At 50.6% G+C, this 13,808-nt stretch carries 12 protein-coding genes; 1 reads left to right on the top strand and 11 read right to left on the bottom strand.

The genetic code is table 11. The annotated features are described in order from the left end of the window. Positions 1-8 precede the first annotated feature (8 nt). Positions 9-1,037 (bottom strand): AIR synthase-related protein, encoded by a 1,029-nt coding sequence (locus SHK35_RS05930; RefSeq protein ID WP_318709061.1) that lies wholly within the window; start codon positions 1,035-1,037, stop codon positions 9-11. Between the two features lie 40 nt (positions 1,038-1,077). Further along, positions 1,078-2,553, bottom strand: a complete 1,476-nt coding sequence (locus tag SHK35_RS05925) for a VanW family protein (RefSeq protein WP_318709060.1) — start codon at positions 2,551-2,553, stop codon at positions 1,078-1,080. A gap of 222 nt (positions 2,554-2,775) precedes the next feature. Here SHK35_RS05925 and SHK35_RS05920 point away from each other — a divergent pair, with 222 nt between their 5' ends. Continuing rightward, positions 2,776-3,384, top strand: a complete 609-nt coding sequence (locus tag SHK35_RS05920) for a hypothetical protein (RefSeq protein WP_318704322.1) — start codon at positions 2,776-2,778, stop codon at positions 3,382-3,384. Here the strand turns inward: SHK35_RS05920 and SHK35_RS05915 are convergent. The 9 genes from SHK35_RS05915 to galT form a co-directional block, all read right to left on the bottom strand. Then, the gene (locus SHK35_RS05915; protein ID WP_318704321.1) at positions 3,350-4,051 is read right to left on the bottom strand and encodes a 3'-5' exonuclease; all 702 of its coding nucleotides are present in this window, start codon (positions 4,049-4,051) and stop codon (positions 3,350-3,352) included. The two genes, SHK35_RS05920 and SHK35_RS05915, sit on opposite strands and share 35 nt — an antisense overlap. Continuing rightward, the gene (locus SHK35_RS05910) at positions 4,026-5,804 is read right to left on the bottom strand and encodes a B12-binding domain-containing radical SAM protein (RefSeq protein ID WP_318709059.1); all 1,779 of its coding nucleotides are present in this window, start codon (positions 5,802-5,804) and stop codon (positions 4,026-4,028) included. The genes SHK35_RS05915 and SHK35_RS05910 overlap by 26 nt, the downstream gene beginning before the upstream one ends. A gap of 3 nt (positions 5,805-5,807) precedes the next feature. Then, a complete protein-coding gene (locus SHK35_RS05905; RefSeq protein WP_318709058.1) occupies positions 5,808-6,704 on the bottom strand; it encodes a metallophosphoesterase family protein in 897 nt (298 codons plus the stop codon). A gap of 302 nt (positions 6,705-7,006) precedes the next feature. Further along, a complete protein-coding gene (locus SHK35_RS05900; RefSeq protein ID WP_318704379.1) occupies positions 7,007-8,476 on the bottom strand; it encodes a PTS transporter subunit EIIC in 1,470 nt (489 codons plus the stop codon). Positions 8,477-8,580: 104 nt separating this feature from the next. After that, positions 8,581-8,838: an HPr family phosphocarrier protein gene (locus tag SHK35_RS05895; protein ID WP_318709057.1), complete on the bottom strand. Its 258-nt coding sequence runs from the start codon at positions 8,836-8,838 to the stop codon at positions 8,581-8,583. Between the two features lie 36 nt (positions 8,839-8,874). Next, on the bottom strand, positions 8,875-10,488 hold the full coding sequence (gene ptsP / locus SHK35_RS05890; protein WP_318709056.1) for a phosphoenolpyruvate--protein phosphotransferase: 1,614 nt from the start codon (positions 10,486-10,488) through the stop codon (positions 8,875-8,877). 34 nt (positions 10,489-10,522) lie between these two features. Further along, positions 10,523-11,005, bottom strand: a complete 483-nt coding sequence (locus SHK35_RS05885; protein WP_318704316.1) for a PTS sugar transporter subunit IIA — start codon at positions 11,003-11,005, stop codon at positions 10,523-10,525. Further along, entirely contained in the window at positions 10,992-11,867 is an 876-nt protein-coding gene (licT, locus tag SHK35_RS05880; RefSeq protein WP_318709055.1) for a BglG family transcription antiterminator LicT, read from the bottom strand. The genes SHK35_RS05885 and licT overlap by 14 nt, the downstream gene beginning before the upstream one ends. Before the next feature lie 384 nt (positions 11,868-12,251). After that, on the bottom strand, positions 12,252-13,757 hold the full coding sequence (gene galT, locus SHK35_RS05875) for a UDP-glucose--hexose-1-phosphate uridylyltransferase (RefSeq protein WP_318709054.1): 1,506 nt from the start codon (positions 13,755-13,757) through the stop codon (positions 12,252-12,254). Positions 13,758-13,808: the final 51 nt, after the last annotated feature.

Genomic DNA, 13,808 nt, shown 5'->3' with positions numbered 1-13,808 from the left:
CACTCGTTTTATGAGCGCTGTATTATTTTATAGATTTCATCCGTCTGGGGCCGGTCCATATAGCGGATTTCCTCCCCATTACGAATGATTCTGCGGCTGCCTTCGGTAATTTTCCCTACTACCCTTGCAGGAATCCCCTGCTCCGAAAGAATCCGGGCAAGGGCCTGGCCGTCCCCACTGGTCATCACAAGGCATCCCCCGGACAAAAGCTCATAAGGGTTTACCCCACAGTACTCACAGACCTCCACAGTTTCCTGCCGAAGCGGCAGCTCTCTTAAGTCGATGGCAAGTCCGGTACCTGCTCTCTCTGCAAGCTCCCACAGAGCGGCAAAAATGCCTCCCTCGGAAGCGTCGTGCATGGCGCAGACACCGGACTTCACGGCTGCTGCAGCCTCCGGCAGTATGGAGTAATACCGGTCAAAGGAAGCGGCCTCCTCCACAAAGTAAGCGGGATATCTCTCCCGGAGCTTATCCTTGAAGCGTCTGGCAAGGAAGGCCGTTCCCTCCAGACCAATCCATTTACTGACCACAATATCCTGTCCCGGTTCGGCCCTTCCAGGCCCATTTAACAGGCCGCTCTTTCCAAAGCCCGTCACCACCCCCCAGGGAGCCTTCACTTCCCTGCAGATTCTGGTCTGTCCTCCCGCTATGGCAACCCCCAGCCCGCTGCAGGCTGCCTGCGCCTGCTCCATAAGCGCCCTGATATCCGGTTCCTGAATGTCCTCTGGCAGAAGAAGGGTGATCATCACTGCTGTAGGACGGGCGCCTCCCGCCCCCAGGTTGTTAAAGCATTTTTGCAGCAGATGCCCTATGGACATCCCATCTTCTGCGCCTTCCATCCCTTCCCCGGCGCCTTCCCTTCCAATGGTGAGCGCCGCCTCCTGCATACAGCTCACAACACATTGGCCGTCCCCGGACGCGAAAAAGGCGCAGTCTCCCCCTACGCCTGCGCCGCTTACGATTTCTTTTCCTTCTGTTTTTATGTGCCGCAGCACGGAACGCTTTAAAATTGTCTCCGATACCTTACCGATTTTCATCTAAGCCTCCCGTCCCATCCAAATCCGGCCTGCCGCCCTCTTACTGCTCTCCTATTTCCACACTGTTGGTGTCTGCAGGCTGTGCCGTCAAAAGGGCGATCACATTTTTCACATGGTCAATGCTGTTGGTTCCGATGGCCGCCATAATCTCCTCATAAGCCGTGGGATCATTGGTGGCGGTACCCACCGTAGCGCTTCTGGGTACCATCTTATAGCTGCTGCTGTTGACCTGGGTACGGCTTACCTCCACCCCGTCCTCGGTAACCACCTTCCACAGCTGCGCCTTATAACCGATGTGAGCGCTCTCCTGCACAATATATCCGATGGGCTGGCTTGCATCCGCATAAATCATGTCTGCCGGGGGATTGATTACCTCCAGCACCTTGCTCTCGTATTTGACCTGACGGCCCTCCGCCCTGGTCTCCTTGCCGTAAATAGTGAAGGTAACTCTTTTATTCTCTATTACGCCTTCTATGTAAATGGGAGCATCCGTATTATTTACAAAACAGAAATCCTTCCCCGAGCTTTCCGCAATGGCCGCATCCGCCGAAGGGTCCACATAGGAGACAATCATGGAATGATTATGACGCTCTGTAACCTCCAGCTCTGCATTTAAAACCGCATTGTACAGCGTAGTGGAAACCTGGCAGATTCCGCCGCCCAGGCTGTCAACCACCTTTCCGTTCAGATAGGAGCCCGCCATATAATAACCGTTTTCCTGTGTAAAGGGCGCCACTGCCTCGTAGGTGGAAAATTCATCCCCGGGATAGAGCACGGTGCCGTTTATGAGTTCACACCCATTTGAAATATTGGCGCTTCTGGAGGAGCCTGACGTACTGTAGGAGGTTGTAAAGCTTCCCAGCACATCCTGCACCTGGGAAAGCTCCTCTTTACTTCCCCTGGGCTCATCCACCACAATGTCCAGCTCGATCCTGCAGGGCTGGTGATCCCACTGCGTAGTCAGATAGTCATAAACTCTGTCAATGGAGGTCTCAACGTCCAGAATATAGCCCGTAACGCCGTCAACCACCTCAAAGGCCCCATTGGTCCTTTTCAGGGACGCATCCACGGCAGCCTGATCATACTCCGTGCACTCTGTAAGCACATCATTGATGGCCTGCAGGTCAAAGTCCAGGGCAATGTCAAATACCTTGTTTTCATGCTCCAGATCCATCAGCACCTTATAGCGCTCTATCACGTTGCCCTGTGTTCCCAGCGTAAGGGCCTCCTGTACAAGCTCAGGATTTGCCCAGGAAATACCCAGCTCTCCGGCGGTAACCGTCACCTCCTGGTCCTGTGCGGCCAGCAGTGTGATTTCCACCTCTTTTAAGCCCTCCACATAATTCTCCACGGCCGAAGAAGCCTCTTTTGCACTCATGCCTGACAAATCTATCTCCCCGGCAAAAACACCGGTTTTTATGGTCTCCTCCCCCTGAGCCCTTACTGTGATGCCGGCCGTAAGCGCCCACAGGCACAAACAAGCCGCCATACACCACCGACACAAATATTTTTTCATACTGCTCCTCATTCTTTCCTTAAAAAGCTGGCTGAAATCCTCTTTCTCTGTCCAAAAAAATTTGAATTAATAAAAAAAGTATGATAAAGTAGGAATCACCATAGCAAGCACCAGCAAAACGATGATGGCTGCCGAGATGCGCTGTCTCGTTTTTTTATTCCAATGAAACATAATTACTCCTCTTTTCTGATTCAAACAACAAACTCTGAAAGGATATTATAAATGAATTTAGTGGTTTTGGCAAGTTTAATCCTGTTTATACTAATACTTTCCATGCTCCTTTCCAAAAAGAGCAGGGAGAGCAAAAAGGCGGAGGCTCTCTTCTGGGAAAGGGAGCGCCTGGCAGACTCCGTGCGCCGAAAGCCTTTGGATCATCTGGATTATATTAAAATCCCCTTAGATACCTTCCCCCTGAACCTGATGGAAGAAAATCCTGAGGTCAGGGAATGTGTGGACATTCTGAAAACCCTCTCCACACAGCCCATCGTAAATCTCACAGGCTATTCCAACACCGATTTAAAGCTGGAATATGGCACCGCCAATATTACGGCCCTGTCCGATTACGACCAAAACTATACCGTACTGGTGCGCACCCTGCAGAAATGGGCGGATCTTTTATGGGACAACGGCTTTGTCTCACAGGCCGCCGCCATCATGGAATTTGCGGTGAGCACCAAAACCGACATAAGCCGCACCTATTACAGGCTGGCGGAATACTACTGCGCAAACGGCCAGAAAGACAAAATTTCCTTTTTAGTCCAGACCGCCCAGTCCCTTCATTCCGCAAACAGCAAGGCTATCGTCCGTACCTTGCAAGAATCTTATCCGTAAGTCTGCTTGCCTCGCTTCGGGTAAGCTTTTCCACATCAACGTCTACCATCAGTTTATGCCGCTCAATCAGGCTGTATAACCGTTCCTTTTGGGATTTAGCGGCAGGTGTGTCTCTTTTTGCCTGGTATTGCAGCACAAAGGGACAAAACACCTCTTCCTGGGGGTCATAAAACTGCCGGACCAGCCTTTCATAGAGGGCCGATGCAGCCTGGGCGTCCCCAAGGGCTCTGTGAGCCTCATGGGCAATCCCATAATAGGAACACAGGTAATCCAGATTCCTATGCTCCAATTCTCCAAGATACTTTTTTGCAATCTTTAAGGTGTCAATACCCTTTTTTTCAAAGGACAGTCTCTGATCCACCGCCGCCTTTTTCAGGAAAGAAAAGTCAAATAAAACCCGGTGCCCCAGTAAAGGATAATCCTCCAGAAAGGAAAACAGGGAAGGCGCCACCTCACCGATCTGCAAAGCATCCTGAAGCATTTCATCCCTGATTCCCGTAAGCGCCGTGATTTTTTCTCCCAGCCGTCTGCCCGGATTCACAAAGGCCCAAAAGGTATCCTGAACCTGGCCGTCTACCACCTTCACGGCTCCGATCTCTATTATTTTATCAAGCTTTGGGTTTAACCCTGTGGTTTCCAAGTCAATGCTGACGTAAGAGCGTATCATATGTTCCCTTTCCATGGCTTCTTAAAATTGTGGTGCGCGCCTCTTTGGTCAGAGGAGAACGCTCTCTATAGTCAAACAGCACAAAGCAGGGCTTTTCTTTCGCCTCCCCAATTTTCTCCGGTTCCCACACGGGATAAAAGAAGGGCTCTAAATGGGTCATTTTGCTCATCTGCTTCCAGTCATATCCCTCATAGCCCTTCAGACAGCTCCTTTGATTCTCCTCCGTTTGATAAAAGTCTCGAATATCCTCTTTAAAAGGAGTGATATCCCGGGCAAAGTCCGGCCTGCTTTTTGCCTTTTCCCGCAGATACATGTCATAGGTGAGAAGCTCTTTATAGGCGGGAAGCCTTTCCGGGTCCCATTCCCACGCAAACCGAAGCAGTATCCCATAGCGGTGGGCTCTGGCCGGGCTGTTCAGAAAATAATTTTGTTTTTCAAAGAAATCCGCCATGGACGCAAACATGGCAAAGGGGCTTTGAAATACTTTTTCAAGAAGCCTGAGCGTATGGCTGTATTGTCCGCTGTTGTAGTACAGCTCCACCAGCTCCTCTATTTTTTTCAGGCGCCTGAGCTGTCCAAAGGAAAGCCAGTTGGTAGAAAGCACCTCATAGGGCGGCTCCTCAAGATAGCGAATGCCGAATTGCTCCGCTTCCTCGTACAGCTTTGAACCCTTCAGCACCTTTAAAAAGCCAAGCTGCAGCTGCTGGGGCTTCATGGCATAGACTCTGTCAAAGGACCCCGCAAAGCTCTCAAGGTCTTCATAGGGCAGTCCAGCGATCAAGTCCAGATGCTGGTGTACATTATTTCCCGCCCGGATGGCCGCCACATTTTTTTCAAGCCGCTCTAAATTCGTCACTCTGCACACCGCCTGCAGGGTATGTGGATTTACCGACTGAACCCCGATCTCAAGCTGAACCAGCCCAGGACGAAGGCTTCCAAGCAGCGCGATATGTTCCTCCTTCAATAGATCTGCCGAAATTTCAAAATGAAAATTGGTGACACTATTGTCATGTTCCTGGAGATACCTCCAGATTTCCATGGCATGAGCCGGATTGCAGTTAAAGGTTCGGTCTACAAATTTCACCTGCTTTACCCTGTGATTCAGGAAAAATTGCAGTTCCTTTTTTACGACACTAATGTCACGTATTCGTATGCACTTGTCCACCGAGGAAAGACAGTAGCTGCATCGGTATGGACAGCCCCTGCTGCTCTCATAATAAATAATCCTGTTGGCAAAGGGCTCTAAGTTCTCATAGGGAAAAGGCACGCTGTTGATATCTAACAGCTCTCTTGGGCCGGTGAAACCCTGGGGCAGGCATAAGCCCGCACAGGCTCCAAAATCTATGTCCATTCCTTGCTCCCTTTTTTCGTAAAGTGTAATAAGCTCTCTAAATGCAGCCTCGCCCTCTCCCACCATAATGCCTGTAACCTGCGGATATTTCCTCAGGATGTCCTCTGCGCCAAAGCTCACCTGGGGACCCCCCAGCCAGATGTCCGTGTCCGGAAGCACCTTGGGCAGCTCCTTCAGCAAATCCTCCACCAGCTTCCAATTCCAAATGTAACAGGAAAAGCCTACCGCCTCCGGTCTCTGTTCATAAATTCGAGCCAGAATATCCATCTTGTCCTGGTTTATGGTAAACTCCGCCAGTACAATCCGCTCCCAAAGCTCCTTCCCCGCATAGGCCCGCAGGCTGTAGATGGCGGGATTGGAATGAATATATTTTGCATTAATGGCAGTCAGTAAAAATTTCATCAGTTAAAGCTCCAATCTCCTTGCTACGGTCTCCCACACGCTCTCTGGAATCTGTGCCAGAGGAAGGGGCGATTCCTTCTGCACCTCCAGAATACTCTCATAAAAATAATTGATTCCGGTAACCAGCGTCTTTTTTATGGCCCGGCACAAGATTCTTCCATTCTCCTCCAGACCGCTGGTCTGAAAGTCCCGCAGAAATCCCTCCACATCATAAGGAATGGACAGCAGTTCCATACGCCATGTGCCGTCTTTTGATGTGCTGCCTTTTGCTCCCCCGCCTTGCGATCCGCTGCCTTGTGAAGCCTGTCCTGTCACCAGGGCAAACTGAGCCCTTCCTCCCACTCCGTCTATGGCAAGCCCCAGAGAGCCCGGGTTTAAATAGGTCTTTTCTCCCCGTGTAAAAATTTCCTGATGATGGCTGTGTCCTCCAAAAAGGTATCTTTGCTCTATGGCCCCCAGCGCCCGCTCTCTGGTTCCCCGGCCAAAGGTTACGTTTCCTCTTATCTGTCCCGGCGTGCCATGGCACAGATAAGTGTCCGGACAGCCCTCCTTAGAAAAAATCTCTTCCCGGGGCAGTTCTTCCAAAAACGCCATATCTTCCCTGGATAAATGAAGGGCCGTATAGTACAAAGCTCCGTTTGCAGAGGAAGGCTTCCATCCCTGGCTCTTTTTTTCATTTTCCAGCAGATATTCCTCTCTGTTGCCTCTGATCATAACACAAGGACAGCTTTCCCGCATTTCATAAATAAGCCTCATTGTGCGCTCCGGATAAGGACTGTCCGTCACGTAATCCCCCAGACACAGTATCCCGTCCACAGGATGCTTCCTGAGATATTCTAAAAACGCTTCCAGCGCCATATAATTTCCATGAATGTCACTGATGACCGCAAGTCTTGTCATGCACTTTTCCCCATCTTTTCTTTTCCTATAAAAAACCAGACCTTATAAACTGACTGCAGCCAACCTGCCCCAAAGCAGTGTTGCGATCAATTTATAAAATCTGGTCTTGCCTGCCATGCAGTGACAGTCCATTTATCCTTCACTGAAACTAATCTCTTGACTTTGTTCGTATCATATCAAAGGTATTGCAGAAAGTCAATAGAACTTTATACGCCCTCAGACCGACAGGCCTGAGGGCGCTTTCTATTTGCTGTGCTAGGGGACAGCAGAGAATACCAGAAAATTAATGTTCCCTGTGTTTCTTATTTCAGCATTTTCTTCATTTCATCAGCCACAAACTGTACCTTGGTACCTACAATTACCTGTACCGAGGTTTTGCTGGGCCGGATCACGCCTGAAATTCCGGCAGACTTAATCTTCTTTTCATCCACCTGGGTGTAATCCTTTACTTCAATGCGCAGTCTTGTAATACAGTTGTCAAGGGAAGCGATATTGCCCTTTCCCCCCAGTCCCTGTAAAACGATAGATGCAACCTGGGTAAAGTCATCGTTAGCCAAAACAGCCGCTTTCTCGGTTTCCACATCGTCGTCCTCACGTCCCGGCGTCTTTAAGTCAAACTTCACAATGGCAAACCTGAATACCACATAGAACACGATAAAGGCCGCAATGCCCAGAGGAAGAATCATCCAAGTATTCTGTGCTGCCGGCAGGGGTGCGGAGAACAGAAGATCCGTAGCGCCTGCGGAAAAGCTGAAGCCTGCCCGGAAGCCCAAAAGCACGGTAATCACAGTAAAGATACCATACAGCAGAGCGTAGATCAGATACAGGCCGGGCGCCAGGAACATGAATGCGAACTCAAAGGGCTCGGTAACGCCGCAGACAAAGGCACAGACTGCAGCAGAAGCCACAAGGCCGATAGCCACTTTCTTCTTGTTACTCTTTGCGGTATGTATCATAGCCAGTGCAGCGCCGGGAACACCACCCATCATACAAGGGAAGAAGCCGGACATATACATACCAAGACTCCAGGTAACATCAGCGGAGGTGTCTCCTGCCCAGAAGTGAGACAGGTCGCCGATTCCGATGGTGTCAAACCAGAACACGTTGTTCAGGGCATGATGCAGACCTGTAGGGATCAGCAGACGGTTCAGGAAAGCATAGATACCTGCTCCCACTGCATCCAGTCCGATGATGGCTTCGCCCAGTGCGATAAGAGCGCTGAACAAAAGAGGCCATACAACCATCAGGATTGCTGATACAATAATAGATACAACTCCGGACACAATGGCCACACACCGCTTGCCGCTGAAGAAGGACAGCCAGTCAGGCAGCTTGGTTCCCTTAAACTTATTGTAGCACACAGCACCGATAACGCCGGCCAAAATACCGATAAACGGATTTACAATTTTATCAAAGGCCAGCACAGCATCCTCATTTGCCGCGATAGAAGGAATAATGGTGGTAATCACGGATGTGTTGAGGAGGGATGTGATCATCAGCCAGGATACCAGCGCGGACAGGCCTCCTGTTCCGTCATTATCCTCAGACAGGCCTACTCCCACACCGATTACAAACAAAATCGCCAGATTGTCAATAAGAGCTCCTCCGGCCTTCACCAGGAAAAATCCGATTCTCTCGATAATTCCCGCAATCTCGCCGCCCTGCATGGTGGCGGGACACATCAGATAGCCGATACCCATCAGGATACCGCAGATCGGCAGACAAGCTACCGGAAGCATCAGGGCTTTGCCCAGCTTCTGTAAATGTTTCATCATAAATAATAAACCCCCGTTTCTTCCTGCCCTAGCCTCAGGATTATTTTATTCTAAAGGAACCTTTTTCCTCCGAATACAATTTGAAAATGTAGTAAAAATTTTTAAAGATTTTCCTTCATAAACGCTTCCAGGACCGCAGCCGCCTTATCCTCGTCAGCGCCTTCAATGATAAACTTAACGGTCTGTCCCTTTTTCACAGCCAGCATCATCAGGGAAATCAGCTTCTTTGCATCCGCCTTTTTCTGGCCGTTGTCAATGGTCACCGTACTGGCAAACTCTCCGGCCTTTTTTACCAGCAGGCCCGCGGGCCTTGCATGAATTCCCAGCTCATCGGTAATGGTGTACTCAAATTGTTTCATTTCTCTTTTTCCTTTCTTTTCCTATATTACAGTCCGTCAGATGTTCCGCACCGCCTCCCTCACAGACAGCACGCTGGACGGGGCCACCGAAAGCTCATCCACCCCCATCTCCAGAAACCTCTCCGTAAGGCTTTCATCCGCCGCCAGGTCCCCGCAGATCCCTGCCCATATCCCCGCTGCATGGGCATTCTTTACCGTCAGCTCTATCAGGCGCAGCACCGCCTCGTGGTGGGCGTCAAAGAATTCCTCCAGCCTCTGGTTCTGCCTGTCTATGGCCAGCGTGTACTGCGTCAGGTCATTGGTCCCCAGGCTGAAAAAGTCAACCTCCTCCGCCAGCCTGTCGCTGATGATGGCTGCCGCCGGGGTCTCCACCATGATCCCGAGCTCCACTTCCCCAACGGCCTTCCCTTCCTCTGACAGCTCCTTCTTTACCTCTTCCACGATCTCCTTTATCTTCCGCACTTCCTCCACGGATATCACCATGGGGAACATCACCGCTGCCCTTCCATACGCTGATGCCCTGTAGATGGCCCGCAGCTGGGCTGTAAACACATCCCTTCTCGTCAGGCAGATCCGGATGGCACGGTACCCTAACGCCGGGTTTTCCTCCCTGGGCAGCCCGAAATAGTCCGCCTGTTTGTCCGCTCCGATATCCAGGGTCCTGATCACCACCTTTTTCCCTCCCATCCGGGAGAGCACTTCCTTATAGATCTCAAACTGCTCCTCCTCCGTGGGATAGTCCTCCCTTCCCAGGTAGAGAAACTCGCTCCGGAAAAGCCCTATGCCTCCCGCATCCGACTCCAGCACCTTCTCCACCTCTTCCGCGCTGCCTATGTTGGCATATATCTCCACCCTTCTTCCGTCACGGGTCTCGTTCTTAAGCCCCTTGAGCTGCTCCAGCCTTTCCCGGCGCTCTTTCTGCCTTTCCTCCCTCTCATGAAGCTCTGAAAGGGTCTCCTCATCCGGCTCCACATAAAGCACTCCCGAAAACCCGTCCACCGCACCCTGTTTCCCGTCATACTCCTCCTTCAGCTCCACCTGGGTCTGCACCAGGGCCGGGATGTTCAGGGACCGGGCCAGGATCGCCGTATGGGAGTTGGCTGACCCCCCGCACAGGGCAAATGCCAGTATCTTATCCTTGTCAAGCTGCATGGTCTCGCTGGGCGACAGATCCCGGGCTAACAGGATCACCGGCTCATCCCAGGACGCTTCCTCCTCCCCGCCTGCCAGAATCCCCGCAACCTGGCGGGAAACGTCCAGCACATCCGCGCTGCGCTGCTTCATGTAGTCATTGTCCAGCTCCGAAAACATCCGGGCAAACTGCTCCCCCGCAGTGCGCACCGCGTATTCCGCATCCGCCTTCTCCTCCCGGATCAGGCTGCGCACCGCCTCCAGGTAATCCGCATCCTCCAGCATCATCCGGTGCACCTCAAAGATCATGGCCTGTTCTTCCCCGGCCTCTTTCAACGCCTTCTCATACAGGCCCTCTATCCTGGCTTCCGCTTCCCTTCTGGCCTCTTCAAACCGCGCAAGCTCTGCCTGCACATCCTCCACTGTCCGTTTTGGGCCTGCCGTCTCTTTTCTGGCATAAAGGCGTATTTTTCCTGCCGCAGTCCCCTTTGAAACACTTTTTCCTGCATATTTCTGCATGTCCTGCCATCACCCCCGTCCTGTTTTCCGGCTGCTATTTCCTGATCCGCAGACAGTCGTCCCCCGGCTTTACATGTCCCTGAGCGATCCCCTCCACTGCGGTAAAATCCGGCGTATTGCAGATAATCATCGGCGTCATACAGTCATATCCCTCTTTCTCGATGGCCTGTATGTCCGCCTCAATCAAAAGCTCTCCTTTCTTCACCTGTTTCCCCGCTTCCGTTTTGATCTGAAAATGCTTTCCCTCCAGCTTTACCGTATCCAGACCAATATGAATCAAGATTTCCACTCCCTCGCTGGTTGTAAGAACCACCGCATGGCCGGTGGGGAAAACAGTACTCACCTCCCCGTCCGCAGGCGCAAAAACCTTTCCGTCCAACGCCTGAAAGGCGACTCCTTTTCCTAAAATCTCATCCCGGAAAGTGGGATCGCTCACCTGGGACAGGGGAACGCATTCTCCTTCCACGGGCGCTCCCAGTAAAATTTCCTTCTTTTTCTTAAAATCAAATAAGCCCATCCTCCATACTTCCCTTCTTTTTAGTTTGTTTTTCAAAGCTGACCGTCTGTTTAATCCACAGTGTCAGATAAATCTGTTCTTCCTCCGTCATCTCACACTGGTATTCTTTTTTCAAATGCTCTCTCACCTTCTGGGCTGCCAGATACTCCCTGCTGCAGTACCCTTTCACAAATTGATAGAATTGTTCATCCTCTTCCCCCTCCCCCGAGGGCATAAGCAGCATCCGGTAAGATAGAAACTTCAGATTGGACAGCAGGCAGTCCATACGAAAGGAATCCTCCGGCGGCAGGGACAGCTCCTCCTCCAGAATCTTTATGGTATCCCGGATCACATTTGTCACCCGCCAGGTATCCCGGACCTTTGTGTCAAACTGTGCATTTACCAGGTGAATGGCAATGGATGCAGCCTCATCATCCGGCAGACGGATTCCCGTATACTCCGCAATCAGGTCCAGCGCGTGCATGCCGATCTCAAACTGCTGGGGATAAAATCGTTTGATCTCCAGATAAAGCGCGTTGGAAAAATCCATTCCCTCCCGATACCGTGTGATGGCAAAGCTGATGTGATCCGTGAGCGTCAAATACACGTTCTGGCTCAGTCTGGTATTTAACTGCTCCTTGGCATACGCAATGATATCCGCCGACACCTGAATATTCTCCAGAGGAATATTTTCCAGGAGATTTTCAAACTGCCTGCGCACATCACTGTTTTCCAGACGGAAAATTTTTTCTACATCCGCCTCACTGACAGTCTGCCCCGGCCTTTTCTGAAAGCCGATTCCCCTTCCCATGACAATAATCTCATTGTGATCTGCATCCCATGAAGATATGACGTTATTATTGATAACTTTTCCGACTACCATACCTGCTCAACTCCTGGGCAGATCACCTTCTGCCGTCTTTTGTACTGAAAGCTGTCTATAGATAGAAAAAAACCAGGCTTTATAAACTGACCGGCAGCAAAACTGCTTAAAAGCAGCGTTGCGATCAATTTATAAAATCTGGTTTTGCCTGCCACACAGTAACAATCCATTCATCGTTGATTTGAACCAAACTTTAATCATGTATATAGCATATCAAAGGTACTACTGAAAGTCAAGATTCTTAGTTAACTTTGGCATATATTTACCAATTTTCATTTCTGTTTTTGTATGATTTGCCATGTATTTTTGTTTACTATCTTTTTTTCATGTAAAAAGCCACCAGCTGCCCTTTCTTTTTAAAAGAAACAGCCGATGGCCTGAGCTTTACGACAAGCTTGTCACAAATCTGTCGAAGGCTTCCTGTCCTTCCGGCGTTCTCTTGTAAACGCCTGCATCCTCCAAAACCTCCATGAACACCAGTCCAATCTCCTCCTGGATGATCTGGTCGATATTGGAGGCGTCGATCTGTTCATATTTGGGCTTAAATTCCTCCACCCAGTCCGCATGTTTTGCAAGAACCTGGTCTGCGCGCAGATCCGCTCCCGTAAGGATGGCCTCCTTTAACAGGGCCATTTCCTCCTTCAGGCGGGCGGGAAGCACTGCAAGTCCCATGACCTCTATCAGGCCGATATTTTCCTTCTTGATATGATGCAGCTTTGCATGGGGATGATATACGCCCAGAGGGTGCTCCTCTGTGGTGATATTGTTCCGAAGCACCAGATCCAGCTCATAAAGCTCCCCTCTCTTTCTGGCGATGGGGGTAATGGTGTTGTGGGGCTCGCCCTCCGTCTCTGCAAAAATGAAAGCGGTCTCATCTGTATAGCTTCTCCATTTTTCCAGGATCACATCCGCCAGGGCAATGATTCTGTCTGTATCCGCTGCCTGGAGACGGATCACCGACATGGGCCAGTTGACAATTCCGGCTTTCACATCCTCGTATCCCGCCACGGTAAAGCTTCTTTCCACAGGGGCCTTTGCCATGGCAAACTCATAGCGTCCTCCCTGGAAATGATCGTGGCTTAGGATGGAGCCCCCCACAATGGGAAGGTCTGCGTTGGAGCCCACAAAGTAGTGGGGAAACTGCTTCACAAAATCAAAGAGCTTGCAGAAAGCCGCGTGATCAATCTTCATGGGCACATGCTGAGAATTAAACACAATGCAGTGCTCATTGTAATAGACATAAGGAGAATACTGAAAGCCCCACTGGCTGTTGTTTATGGTCACCGGAATAATGCGGTGGTTCTGCCTTGCAGGATGATTTATCCTGCCTGCATAGCCCTCATTTTCCTTGCACAAAAGACATTTTGGATACCCGGACTGCCTGGCATTTTTGGCCGCCGCAATGGCTTTGGGGTCCTTCTCCGGCTTGGAGAGATTGATGGTGATATCCAAATCGCCGTACTTTGTGGAGGTGACCCACTTCTGATCCTTGCAGATACGGTATCTGCGGATATAATCGGAATCTCTGCTCAGCTTATAATAATAATCCGTAGCCGCCTGAGGAGACACATTCTCATACAGTTCAGTAAAGCGTCTGATCACCTCGCTTGGACGGGGCATCAGCATGCTCATGATCTTCGTGTCAAACAGGTCCCGGTAGACAATGCTGTTTTCCGTCATCAGCCCCTTTTCAAAGGCATAATCCAACATCCCCGAAAGAACCTCCTCCAGCTCATCCTCTCTCATTGTGACATCTGTGTCAGAATCCTCCAGCTCGTCTAGCCCAAACAGCTCCAAAAGCCGGTTGGTGGTAAAAATCACGTCCTCTTGGGGAACAAGGCCGGTCTGTACGCCGTAGGACACCAGTTTTTTGATATAGGTCTGAATCATTGCTCTCTTCCTCCCAGAATATTATGGTCTGCGCCAACGGGGCTGCCCATG

The organism is Candidatus Acetatifactor stercoripullorum (genome assembly GCF_944382095.1).
GTDB classification, from domain to species: Bacteria; Bacillota; Clostridia; order Lachnospirales; family Lachnospiraceae; genus Acetatifactor; species Acetatifactor stercoripullorum.
Note: the sequence above shows the minus strand (reverse complement) of the source record. Positions and strands in the feature narration are given on the sequence as shown.